The sequence below is a fragment of the Maribacter algarum (ex Zhang et al. 2020) genome (assembly GCF_005885635.1).
Classification (GTDB): Bacteria; Bacteroidota; Bacteroidia; order Flavobacteriales; family Flavobacteriaceae; genus Maribacter_C; species Maribacter_C algarum.
The window spans coordinates 69416-81953 of the sequence record NZ_VATY01000005.1 but is presented as its reverse complement, the minus strand read 5'-3'; the positions used below and the strand labels follow the sequence as shown (position 1 = coordinate 81953).

The window sequence follows — 12538 nt, the reverse complement described above, 5'->3', positions numbered from 1 at the left end:
GCAGCAATCATAAATTAGTCTTTGGGGGATAAATTCTTTTGAAATAGATGTACATCTCTTTGTGGAAAGGGAATATTGATATCATTTGCCCTGAACTTTTCATCAATCCTATACCGCATACTGCTTTTGGTTTTTGGATCACTAAAACTATCTGTGATATAATAATTCAGCGAAAATTGCAAGGCCGAATCTCCAAAATCTTCGAAAAGCACAAATGCCTTCGGATTTTTTAGCACACCCTTTTGTTCATCTGCCACTTCTTCGAGTAATCGAGTGACCAATTTAACATCGCTTCCGTAGGCAACTCCTATCTTAATAGACTCTCTGGTTGTTTTATGATTCTGGGTATAATTATAGATACTATCCGTCAAGAACTTATGATTAGGAATCACCAATACTTTATCGTCACGAGTGAGCGCTCTGGTGGTTCTAAGTCGTATTTCAAAAACACGCCCTACCTTATTTTCTACCTCAATGATATCACCAACGTGCAGAGACTGGTCTAAAATGATGAGAATTCCGGAAATAATGTCTTGGAACAGGTACTGCAGTGCAAAACCTAAACCAACAAATAGAGCGGCTGATGCCGTAAGTAGAACGGTGAGGTTAACTCCTGAAGAACTAAGGATAATTACTACGACCAAAACATAGAAAACGTACTTTAGGAAACCAAAGATGCTAATAAACTTGTTCTTATCCTCCTCTGGTAGTTTAGCCGTTACCAATCGATGCACCAAACGCAAAACATAAGTAACAATGATTAAAGCTATGATTATCGAAAGGAAGGTACCAACAGTGAGATGTACAGTTTCAGTATCGTAAATTCGATAGGATAAGAAATCCTTTATGGTTTTTAAAACGTTTTCAAGATTCTCCATTTAATATCGCAACCATTTAAAGAGTTCTTTGTAGCTCGGCTTTTTACCATACATTAAGATACCAATTCTATAGATTTTCGCGGCCAACCAAACGATTCCAATAAAGGTAGCTATTAAAAGTGCAATCGATGTCAACAGCTGCCAAATAGGTACGCCACCTTCCCCGATTCCACCAGGCAACCGCATCAACATAACAATTGGAGAGGTCAAGGGAAATAATGAAAACCCAACCGCTATCGGCCCATGTGGGTTATTAAAAACAGAAAAGAAGCCAACATAAATGGCCAACATCAAGGGCAGGATAATTGGAAAGATAAATTGTTGGGTATCCGTTTCGTTATCAACGGCGGCACCTATCGCCGCGTAAATGGAGCTATAAATCAAATAGCCTAGAATGAAATAGACTAAAAAGAATATGATTAACATCAACCATGGCAATCGCCAAATTTCTTGAACATATTCCATTGCCCTTGAAGGAGACGGAACAGAACCTTCCATATTCCCTCCCATCACAGAAGTCATTTCCGCACCTTGATTTAAGGTATCAGGGTCTATTCCGAAAACAGCGAAAGCAACCAATGATAAGAGGCTTGCGGATACAATCCATATGGCGAATTGGGTAATACCTGCCAAGGAAGTTCCAATAATTTTCCCCAACATCAATTGAAAGGGTTTTACCGATGATATGATTACCTCGATAATTCGACTTGTTTTCTCTTCGATAACGCTTCGCATTACAAATCCACCATAAATGATAATGAACATCATTATCAGGTATCCGAAAGCACCTCCCACCGCAGCCTTTAATTCATTTATGCCCTTTAAATTTTCTTCTCCGGCAAAGGTAGAGGTACGAATTTCGAAACGGTCAGCTATTTGGGCAAAATCATGAGAAGAAACACCCATTTTCTTTAATTTTTGTTGTCGCAGTTGTTCTTGAAAAATATTTTCAATGGTACTAATTACAGAAGTATTTGCTGCTTTTTTAGAGTAAAAATACGAGCGTTCCGCAATCATCTCCAAGTCACCATCACCCGGTATGTGAAGTAAACCAGAGTATCCTAAGTTAGCGGTGGAGTCTTTGGCAGCATCTAAGCTGATGTTTTCGAAGTTCACATAAGCAGTAGACTCGTCTGTTATGAAGTCAGCTTTGAAGTAATTGCTTTCGTTCAAAACGGAAATGATTCGCTTTTCATTGTCATTCAATTTCGTGAGGTAGGCAATCAAAACGACCATACCCACCATTAAAATCGGACTCAGAAAAGTCATAATAACAAAAGACTTGTTGCGAACCTTTGCCAAATACTCCCGTTTGATAATTAATGGTAACTTACTCATAGGCATCTTTGGTTTGAACAGTTCTTATGAATATCTCGTTGGCAGAGGGAATGGTTTCTATGAATTGATTAATATTTGCTTTACCGGATAAATAGGCCAGTACACCACTCGAATCACTTGAAGGCAATTGCAATTTAAAATCAAGTTGTTTTTCAATCGGGTCATAGGCTGAAGAAGTAATCTGAAACTTTTCTTGCAGGTCTTTAAGCAGGGTTTCTCCTTTTTCAACCTCCAATCCTACTTCAAAAATGTTACTCTTATAGGCTTTCTTAATTTCGGATAGTTTCCCATCCAATATCTTTTCAGACTGATGTATCAGTGCGATATGGTCACAAAGTTCTTCAACAGATTCCATGCGATGTGTCGAAAAAATAATGGAGGCTCCCTTTTCTTTTAATTGCAATATCTCATCTTTAATGATATTGGCATTAATAGGGTCAAAACCACTAAAGGGTTCGTCAAAAATCAAAAGTTTGGGTTCATGCAATACCGTCACTATAAACTGAATTTTTTGGGCCATTCCTTTGGAAAGCTCTTGTATTTTTTTGTTCCACCAGTCACCAATATCCAGTCTATCGAACCAGTACTTTAGGCGTTGTTTTGCCTCCGATTTACTCAAGCCTTTCAATTGAGCCAAATAAAGTGCCTGTTCCCCAACTTTCATACTTTTGTACAAGCCTCTTTCTTCAGGCAGATAACCAATCATAGCAATATGATGTGATTGCAAGGGTTGACCATCAAAAAACACTTCTCCCTCATCAGGGAAAGTAATTTGATTGATAATACGGATTAAAGTGGTTTTTCCAGCCCCATTCGGACCTAGGAGTCCGTAGATACTGTTTTTAGGAATTTCAATGGAAACCTTTTTGAGGGCAGTATGTTCCCCGAAGCGTTTGGTGACGTCTTTAGTAACCAAAATGTTGTTCATGCAAGCAATTTTTTCAAAGATATGTAAAAGAGTTTGCAGTAAGTAGTGGCCGTAGACAGAAAAAGTATAGAGCGTACAGTAGGCGAATTCTTTTTCATAAAATTTAAGCAATAGTCTTTTAGCGGAGTTAGTTCGACTAGGTATTATGAGCTATGCTCTGCATGCTCGGAATACAGTCTCACTAAAAACACAAAACCCACCCTTAAAGAATTAAGGATGGGAAAAAAATTGCTATGAAAAAGAAAATTAGTATCAGTTTCCCAATACTAATTCAAATATACGTTTTTTATTTAAATGCCAAATAAATATCCTCTAAGAGAACATATCTTTAACTTTTTCGAAGAAAGATTTATCTGATTTTTCGGGCTTAGGCTCGAAATTCTCGTTGTTCTGCATACGCTCAAAGAAATCTTTTTGCTCTTTATTCAGCTCTTTTGGCGTCCAAACGTTCACATGTACCAATAAATCACCACTTCCATAGCCATTCAAGCTAGAAATACCCTTTCCGCGAAGACGGAGTATTTTTCCCGATTGAATTCCCGATTCCAGTTTTATGCGGACCTTTCCGCCTACGGAATCGATTTCTTTTGAAGTTCCGAGTACAGCTTCTGAAATACTAACATAGAGGTCATAATGAAGGTTATCACCTTCGCGCTTTAGCGTTTTATGATCTACCGTCTCAATAGCGACCAGCAAATCTCCTGGAACACCATTACCTGGTGCTTCATTACCTTTACTGGGGACTTTCAATTGCATACCATCCTCAACTCCCGCAGGAATGTTAATAGAAACCGTTTCTTCTGCGACTTTAAGACCTTGACCGTCTGCATCACTCGGACGTTTATCAATGATTTGTCCACTGCCTCCACACGCATTACAGGCCGCCGCAGTTTGCATTCGTCCTAAAATTGTATTGGTAATTTTGGTTACCTGACCTCTTCCACCGCAGGTTCCACAGGTTTTATAGGTCACACCGTCTGCTTGTACTTTTCTGCGGACTTTTACCTTTTTCTCCACTCCGTTAGCAACCTCTTCAAGGGTAAGTTTGACTCGAATTCTAAGGTTACTTCCTTTAACGCGACGTTGACCGCCACCGCCGCCAAAACCACCAAAGCCGCCACCACCGAAGGCACTACCGAAGATATCACCGAACTGGCTAAAAATATCATCCATATTCATACCGCCACCGCCGAAGCCACCACCACCTTCAAAAGCAGCATGACCAAATTGGTCATAGCGCGCTTTTTTATCTGGGTCGCTCAATACTTCATAAGCCTCAGCAGCCTTCTTGAAATTCTCTTCAGCCTTGGCATCACCCGGATTTTTATCAGGATGGTATTGCACTGCTTTTTTACGGTACGCCTTTTTTATTTCAGATGCACTTGCATTCTTGGTAACACCTAAAATTTCGTAATAATCTTGCTTCATGCTTTGTTATTAGTTTCCGACCACCACTTTTGGATGACGGATAATCTTATCACCAAGCTTATAACCCTTCTCGATAACATCGATAATTTTTCCTTTCAATTTTTTGCTTGGCGCAGGTATTTGTGTGATTGCATCATGAATTTCCGCATCAAAAACATCACCCTGTTTTGCCTCAACTTCAGTCAGGCCTTTACTCTTCAGCGTTTCTTTGAACTTATTGCTAATAAGCTCTATACCTTTGAGCATTTCTTTATCATCCGCTTTTACAAGCTCTTTTAGGGCCCTATCGAAATCATCCATAACAGGTAGTAAGGAAACGATAACTTCTTGACCGGCTGTTTTAAACAAGTCCATGCGCTCTTTGGAGGTTCGTTTTTTGTAGTTTTCGAACTCCGCAAAAAGGCGTAAAAATTTATCTTTTTCCTTACCGAGCTCTTCCTGTAGTTTTTCTTCAGGTGTTCGCTCGTCTTCTTCAGGAATAGCCTCTTCGGCAACAGTTTCAGCCTCGGTATTTTCTTCTGTATCAGGAATGATATCCTCTAATTCTTCAGTTTTATCTTTCTCACTCATTTGATAGTACTATTATTCGTCAATTTCAGGTGGCAAAAGTACTGCCAATTCTTTAAAAATGTCAAAATGTCACTTAAAAAAGAGTGATTAGACCGCTGCGCTCCTAGAAACAAGACATAAGACCGAAGTGAATGGCTTAGTTACCAAAGGATGGAAAAAGTCGTTCCGGCGATAAGCGATAAGCGATAAGCGATAAGCGATAAGCGATAAGCGAAGTTAAACGTATTCCTTCTTTTGTGCCCCTTCAAAATTGTTTTCTTGGGTTTCTTGTAAATAGATATTTTCTATGGCTCTGCAGACATTTGGAAAGTGAAAAACAAAACCTTCTTCTTCTATTTTTTTACTGCTTACCCGTTGACTTGCAAATAAAAGATAAGACATCTCCCCTAAGATTGCTTTCATCGCAAATTGAGGTACGTTGGGCAAGAATAATGGTTTATCAAGTACCTTGGCTATTTCCTTGACCAATTTTGCATTGTTCACTGGGTTCGGCCCTACCCCATTGTAAACTCCTTGTAGCTGATGCTCGATAAGGAATAAAAACTGTCTGGCGAGGTCAGTAATATGAATCCATGATTGCCATTGCATACCACTTCCGAAAGCTGCACCTGCATAATACCTTATGGGTTTTGCCATCTCGGGCAGCGCACCACCATCTGCCGACATCACAAGCCCTACTCTTAGTTTTGAAACCTTAAAATCAAATTTTTCGAATGCATCGATTTCTCTCTCCCATGCTTCCACAACTTCCCCTAAGAAACTATCATCTACACTTTCTTCATCTTCCGTATAAAAATTGGAGAGCGAATTGGGATAAATTCCGATAGCGGAAGCAGAAACAAAAGAGCTAATATTCGAGTCATCGATTTGCTCCAAACCTTTTTGAAGGGTACGAAGTGTATTGATTCTGCTCGAAAGAACAACCTTTTTGTACTTGGGCGTCCATCGTTTTGAAATACTTGCGCCAGCTAAATTGATAATAGCAGAAACTCCTTTAAAACAGTTCAGGTCAATTTCCCCCACATCAGGGTTCCAATAAAAACCCTTGTAATTTCCCTTAGAAATAAGCTTGTTCTTATTTGTAGTAAGATAATTTACACCAATGTTCTGCTCGTGGCACAAACGAACAATTTCGCTGCCTACCAGACCTGTCGCACCTGTAATCAATATCTGCATGAGTCAAAGGTATTGGTTTTTAGAATCGTAACATGTCGGTTTAATGTCGATTTAACAGTATTGTTTAAGCTTATGTTAAAAGTTGAAGATGAGTACTTTAATGCTATCATGCAGTTTTAGTAGCGCGAAGCATTTCACGTTTTCCAGGCGGACCCGGCAAACGTTCAACAATAAAACCGACTGCCTGCATTGCTCTGCGAACACTACCTTTTGCCGCATAGGTGACCAAAACTCCCTTATCTTGTAGGGCTGCATACATTTTAGAAAAGATAGCCTCAGTCCAAAGTTCAGGTTGAACACGGGCACCAAAGGCATCAAAATAGATTAGATTGAACGCATCGGTGTCACTAATATCCTTAAACTCTTTTTGCTGTTTGTGCAATTGGAAAGTTTCGGTAATGGCTATTTGTTTTTCCCACGGGGATTCATGCATTTTTAGAAACTCAGCCTCAAGCGTTTGCGCATTTAGTTCAGAAAGATAGTTGAGTTGTTCCAATTCTTTAGATGTAATAGGATAGGCTTCAACTCCCCTATACATAATATCCAGATTAAACTTTTCTGCTTCCATCAATGTAATCAATGCATTCAGCCCTGTACCAAAACCGATTTCTAAAATAGATACCGACCTATCTTTGAAAAGTGAAAGTCCGGACTTGATAAATACATGATAGGCTTCTTGAATAGCGCCGTGTTTGGAATGATACTGTTCATCCCAATCGACAAGGTGAATGGTCTTTGAACCATCTGAAGTAGTAATGATTTTGCGCTCCACTAATGTTTTAGTAAAACTCCATCGGCTTCAAAACCCAAGGTTTTTTTCGCGGCTGTGATTTTGGTAATTTCATCATCAGACTTACCAGCATCTTTGGCATAGTGCTGTTGGTCTTTTACACTCATTTCTTCAACGAAGGCGAGTCCGTTAACGATGACTTCCTTGCCCTTGATATCCTTCGGCATAAAAAAGCCGTAGTCTTTAAAACGCACCATGGTCTCTTGACCGTCTTGTAGTTCAACACGCATCCAGCATCCTTTCGATTGACATACCTCTGTAACCTTTGCGACAAATTTGGTTTGTAGGGTATCAGTTGGCTTCATGATGGCATACTTTTCAGACATTTCTGAAGCGGATATTGCATTTGTCTCGTCAATTTGCATCCCAAAGGACGGAAAGACGGTGGGGGCAACAGCTTTTTGCTCAGTATGGGACTGTGAATTTTGTGCCGAAATGATAGTAATTCCGAAGAAAAATACAAGTAAAATGTTAATTCGTTTCATAATCTTCAATATTTGAAAGACATCCGTAAAATTGGGCATTTTAAACTGAAAAAGCCCATGGAATTTGAGATATTTATTTAATTTTATTCCTCAAAGATAACTCAAAATGGAAAGTATCACCAAGAATGCCATCAGCATTGAAAAAGTGCAAAGCTCTAAAATAGCCCTAGTTGATTTTGATAATCTAGCTTTCGGAAGCGTTTTCTCTGACCACATGTTGGTCTGTGATTACCGTAATGGCGCTTGGGAAAATCCGAAAATTGTGCCTTATGGGCCTATAAGCCTTGCACCAGCAGCTAAGATTTTTCACTATGGGCAATCTATCTTCGAAGGTATGAAAGCCTATAAAGATGATACTGACTCCATTTTTCTATTTCGCCCAAAAGACAATCACAAGCGATTTAATATTTCAGCTAGTAGAATGTCGATGCCTGAGCTTCCAGAAGAATATTTTATGGAAGGACTAAAGACTCTTTTAGAATTGGATAAAGCATGGATTCCGCAAAGTGAAGGTAGTGCTATGTACATTCGCCCTTTTATGTTTGCTTCAGGGGAAGGATTTCATGCCTCACCCGCAGACGCGTATAAATTTATGATTTGCTTGGCCCCTTCAGGTCCTTATTTTGCTGGAAAGGTAAAGGTATTAATAGAAGAAAAGTATTCACGTTCTGCTAATGGTGGTGTTGGATATGCCAAAACCGGTGGAAACTACGCCGGTCAATTTCACCCTACCCAATTGGCCAAATCAAAAGGATACCACCAAGTCATTTGGACGGACGACCACAAACACGAAAACATAGAAGAAGCGGGTGCCATGAACATCTTTGTTCGAATTGGCGATACTTTGATAACAGGCCCCACCAGCGACCGTATCTTAGACGGAATCACGCGTAAAAGCGTTTTGGAAGTGGCGGAATCTGAAGGAATAAAAACCGAAGTACGTACCATTACCGTTACTGAAGTTGTTGCAGCCGCCAAAGACGGAAGCCTCAAAGAAATGTTCGGTGCCGGTACAGCAGCAGTGATTTCCCCTATCGCAGGTTTTGGTTATCGCGATACCGATTATGAGCTTCAAGAAGTTGAGAATAGCTACGCAGCACTCTTCAAAAAACGTATCACCGATATTCAGTACAATCGTGCTAAAGATCCTTTTGGGTGGCGTGTTGAGGTTTAATTGGCTTTTTAAGGCGGTTTTAGTTTGCTCAGATAGCATCAGATAAATAATGGATAATTTTTCTCTGGAGGTATTTTTTTTATGCTAATTTAGTGTAAGAAAAATCATTCAAAATGTCTACTGTTACTCTAATTCCCATAACCCATACAGGCATAGTTCAAGTAAAAATTGACTTTATCTATCAAGTTGACCTTAAAGCTTACATCAAGAAATTTCCACAGGTAAGATGGAGTCAAACACATGGTGCCTTTTGTATGCCTTTTTCCAAGAAACTGACCAATGAACTGTACGTATACCTCAGAAAGGGTAATTATTATGTCGACTACAGTGCGTTGCAAAAGCTTAAATCAGAAAACCCAGTTCAAAAGCCAAAACCCGCATTTGAAAAGTTAAATCAAACGCAGCGGCCCTTACTTCAAGAATATCAAAATTACCTTTTCGGACTCAGATTGAGCAAGAGCACTATAGATACCTACTCATCTTTCATTGTTCAACTGCTCTTGTATGCAAAAGACACTCCACTTCCTGAAATTGATAATACTTCTATACGCCATTTTGTAGAAAACATTATTTCTAATAAAAAGTATGGTATCAGCACTCATAGACAAATGATAGGGGCTTTAAAGCATTTTGGGCATCTTTTCAAGGAAACAAAAATCAATGATTTGCAGCTAAATAGACCGAAAAAGAGTCGCTATCTACCCATAGTACTAAGTCAACGCGAGGTAATTTCTTTACTACAATGCACTTCTAACTTAAAACATCGTACTATCTTGGCCATACTTTATTCTTCAGGCTTACGCGTTGGGGAGATCATAAATCTGAACCTAAGTGACATTGATATTCAAAGGAAGCAGATAGCTATTCGGCAAGCAAAGGGAAGAAAAGACCGTTATGTACCCCTTGCAGAAAGTATTCTTCCGCTACTTATAAATTATCTTAACACTTATAAGCCCAAAGTTTTTTTCATTGAAGGAAATTCAGACAATCGCTACAGTGCAAGTAGTATTCGTGCCTTTCTAAAAAAAGCTTGTTTAACAGCGGGAATCAAGAAACCGATTACTCCGCACACATTACGACATTCTTATGCCACGCATCTTATCGAAGATGGTGTTGGTATTCGACATATACAAGAACTGTTGGGTCACACCAAGCCTGAGACTACAATGATTTACACACATATAGCTAAAAAAGACTTATTATCGATAAAAAGCCCATTAGATAGTGCTGTTCAAGCGATACAGAAATCTGCTAAAGCGCATCAAAAAGTGTCTTTATCCGGAACTATTACTCCTTAAATAACTATTTTAGTTGTCATATAACAAGTTAGGCGTAATTAAATCAAGACACTTAATAACAATAAGTAAATGAAATATACAATTGGAATTATAATCTTTGTTTTAGGATTATTTACGGCATCCGGACAGGTTGATTATCCTTCATTAAGTCCAAAAGGTATGATTAGCCAAATTGTAGGTAATACAAAGGTAGAAATCGAATATGAGCGTCCTTCCGCCAGAAATAGAAGTGTATTTGGAGAATTAGTCCCTTGGGACAAAGTTTGGAGGACTGGAGCTGGGAATTGTACAAGAATTAGTTTCGACAAAGATGTTATTTTAGGTGGTCAACCTGTAAAGGCTGGCCAATATTCCATATTTACAATACCCAATCCTCAAGAGTGGGTTGTGATACTTAATTCGGATACTGAACTCTATGGAAGTTTCAATTATAGTCCCGAAAAAGAAGTAGCTCGATTCATCGTTACTCCACAAAAAAGTGACCGTTATTATGAAACTCTTTCGTTTGATATTGACTTAATTCCTAACAATGCAAGAATCTATATCTCTTGGGAAAATACTAATATTTCTTTTGAATTAGTAACTACAACAGATAAAGACTTAATGAATTATATTGATGAATTTCTCTTAACTAAAAAAGAGAAAGACGGTAATCGATACGCAAATGCTGCCGAACAGCTATATTTTTTGAATTCTAGGTTTGGTGATGCTTTGGCCTTGTGTGAAATAGCTTTAGAAAAACATAAGAAATCAGACGATTACAGCAAAGGATTTGTTTATCGAGTAAAAATGGAAATTTATGAGAAACTACACCTTTACCACAAAGCTATTGAAATAATAGATGATGCTATCGTTAACGAAAAAAGTGAAAGTGAAATCAAGTATTGGATTAAGAATAAAGAAAGGATTAACAAGAAAATATAAACTACGCCTAACAATGCCTATAGCAAATAGGGCGTAAATCCATAAATTTAAAGGCTTGGGTGTGTTTACCAAGTCCGCCAAATCTTTTGGGTTTGGCAATTAAAAAAATAAAATAATTACAAAACAAAAAGCTCTGGCTTGCAGACCAGACGGAAATGAAAAGTTTCCCTGCCTGCCCTACTTGCCATAGCCGAACCGTTACCTGCAACCACTAAAAATCAACCGAAATGATAAAACGAATAACATTACTTACATCAGTTTTTATTATAGGAATGTTATTATTGACTTCTTGCAATAAAAAAATATTAAGTCCAACTCATTCTATTGCGAATACAAATTCAAAATCTGCTCAAAAAAAACCTTATGTAATACTAATTTCACTCGATGGTTTTCGATGGGATTATCTAGAGAAATATCATCCCCCAAACTTAACTTCCTTTATTAAAAATGGTGTTAAAGCTGAGTCTTTAATACCTTCTTTTCCAACAAAAACTTTCCCAAATCACTATACAATTGCAACTGGACTCTATCCTGACAAGCATGGGATTTTAGGAAATATATTTTATGATTACAAGAAGGATACCATATTTAATAAAAGAAATTTGGAAATGTCGGAGGATGGAAGCTTCTATGGAGGTTCGCCTATTTGGGTCGAGGCGAATAAAGCAAACATGGTAACGGCCAGTTATTTCTTTGTAGGAACAGAAGCAGATATTCAAGGAATAAGACCTACGTACTATTACAAATTTGATGGTAGTGTGAAGAATGAAGCTAAAATAAATCAAGCATTGGAATGGATGAATCTTCCTGATGAAAGTAGGCCACATTTAATGACTTTGTATTTTGCTGACCTGGATAAAGTTGGACATAGGTTTGGCACTAGTCAGGATGAGAAGTTAGAGAAGGCATTGCTTCAATTGGACAAAAATTTAGGCGACCTGTTTAAAGGGCTATCAGCTACTGGTCTTCCTGTGAACATTTTCATCGTTTCAGATCATGGTATGATTAATCAATCCACGGCTAACTTGATACCAACAGAATCTATAGAAAATGATGATTTATATTTGTCCATAGACAATGGATCTATTGTGAATATTCATCCAAAAAAAAATATTGAAGTCGACCAGGTATATAATTATTTAAAAAAGAAAGAGGATGGTTTTAAGGTTTATAAAACAAATAAAACTCCGGGTTTTGAGTATAGTCCTAAAAATAAGAATTGGGGAGAAATTCAATTAATACCAGACTTCGGCTATAGTTTTCTGGACCAAAGGCGAATAGGCCTAATTGGCAAAAATGGTGTTACAACCATAGGAATACATGGGATTGATAGTAAATACAAGGAAATGCATGGAATATTTTATGCGAATGGTCCAGCATTTAAAGAGGGTTATGAGATACCTTCAGTTAAAAACATTCATATCTATCCATTAATGTGTAAAATATTAGGGTTAGAAATTCCAAAATCAATTGATGGAGATATAAATCAAATAGGGAGCGTTTTAAAAGAGTAAAAACCACACGAGAACTATGAAATAAAGGCAGCAGG

The 12538-nt window shown here is 38.1% G+C and carries 12 protein-coding genes; 4 read left to right on the top strand and 8 right to left on the bottom strand.

Annotated features, from left to right (window positions below; genetic code table 11):
- Positions 1 to 14: 14 nt before the first annotated feature.
- From FEE95_RS19220 to FEE95_RS19185, 8 genes are all read right to left on the bottom strand, one after another.
- Positions 15 to 878: a mechanosensitive ion channel family protein gene (locus FEE95_RS19220; protein WP_138659658.1), complete on the bottom strand. Its 864-nt coding sequence runs from the start codon at positions 876 to 878 to the stop codon at positions 15 to 17.
- Positions 879 to 2216 (bottom strand): ABC transporter permease, encoded by a 1338-nt coding sequence (locus tag FEE95_RS19215; RefSeq protein ID WP_138659657.1) that lies wholly within the window; start codon positions 2214 to 2216, stop codon positions 879 to 881. It lies immediately after the preceding gene.
- Positions 2209 to 3144 (bottom strand): ABC transporter ATP-binding protein, encoded by a 936-nt coding sequence (locus tag FEE95_RS19210; RefSeq protein WP_138659656.1) that lies wholly within the window; start codon positions 3142 to 3144, stop codon positions 2209 to 2211. Before FEE95_RS19210 ends, FEE95_RS19215 begins: the two co-directional genes overlap by 8 nt.
- 312 nt (positions 3145 to 3456) lie before the next feature.
- Positions 3457 to 4572: a molecular chaperone DnaJ gene (gene dnaJ / locus FEE95_RS19205; RefSeq protein WP_138659655.1), complete on the bottom strand. Its 1116-nt coding sequence runs from the start codon at positions 4570 to 4572 to the stop codon at positions 3457 to 3459.
- A gap of 9 nt (positions 4573 to 4581) precedes the next feature.
- Complete coding sequence (locus FEE95_RS19200; protein WP_138659654.1) at positions 4582 to 5142, bottom strand: nucleotide exchange factor GrpE; 561 nt, start codon at positions 5140 to 5142, stop codon at positions 4582 to 4584.
- A 216-nt stretch (positions 5143 to 5358) separates the two neighbouring features.
- The gene (locus FEE95_RS19195; RefSeq protein WP_138659653.1) at positions 5359 to 6318 is read right to left on the bottom strand and encodes a TIGR01777 family oxidoreductase; all 960 of its coding nucleotides are present in this window, start codon (positions 6316 to 6318) and stop codon (positions 5359 to 5361) included.
- 106 nt (positions 6319 to 6424) lie between these two features.
- On the bottom strand, positions 6425 to 7090 hold the full coding sequence (gene mnmC2 / locus FEE95_RS19190; protein WP_138659652.1) for a tRNA (5-methylaminomethyl-2-thiouridine)(34)-methyltransferase MnmC2: 666 nt from the start codon (positions 7088 to 7090) through the stop codon (positions 6425 to 6427).
- Positions 7090 to 7593, bottom strand: a complete 504-nt coding sequence (locus tag FEE95_RS19185; protein ID WP_238474619.1) for a DUF4920 domain-containing protein — start codon at positions 7591 to 7593, stop codon at positions 7090 to 7092. The genes mnmC2 and FEE95_RS19185 overlap by 1 nt, the downstream gene beginning before the upstream one ends.
- 106 nt (positions 7594 to 7699) lie before the next feature.
- On the opposite strand from FEE95_RS19185, the gene FEE95_RS19180 reads away from it, so the two are divergent.
- The 4 genes from FEE95_RS19180 (at position 7700) to FEE95_RS19165 (ending at position 12503) form a co-directional block, all read left to right on the top strand.
- Positions 7700 to 8767: a branched-chain amino acid aminotransferase gene (locus tag FEE95_RS19180; RefSeq protein WP_138659650.1), complete on the top strand. Its 1068-nt coding sequence runs from the start codon at positions 7700 to 7702 to the stop codon at positions 8765 to 8767.
- A 113-nt stretch (positions 8768 to 8880) separates the two neighbouring features.
- Positions 8881 to 10065 carry a tyrosine-type recombinase/integrase gene (locus FEE95_RS19175; RefSeq protein ID WP_138659649.1) on the top strand — a complete coding sequence of 395 codons (1185 nt, stop codon included), beginning with the start codon at positions 8881 to 8883 and terminating at the stop codon, positions 10063 to 10065.
- Positions 10066 to 10134: 69 nt separating this feature from the next.
- Positions 10135 to 10989, top strand: coding sequence for a DUF2911 domain-containing protein (locus tag FEE95_RS19170; RefSeq protein ID WP_138659648.1), 855 nt, complete (start codon positions 10135 to 10137; stop codon positions 10987 to 10989).
- Between the two features lie 227 nt (positions 10990 to 11216).
- Positions 11217 to 12503 (top strand): alkaline phosphatase family protein, encoded by a 1287-nt coding sequence (locus FEE95_RS19165; protein ID WP_238474618.1) that lies wholly within the window; start codon positions 11217 to 11219, stop codon positions 12501 to 12503.
- The last annotated feature ends 35 nt before the right edge of the window (positions 12504 to 12538 follow it).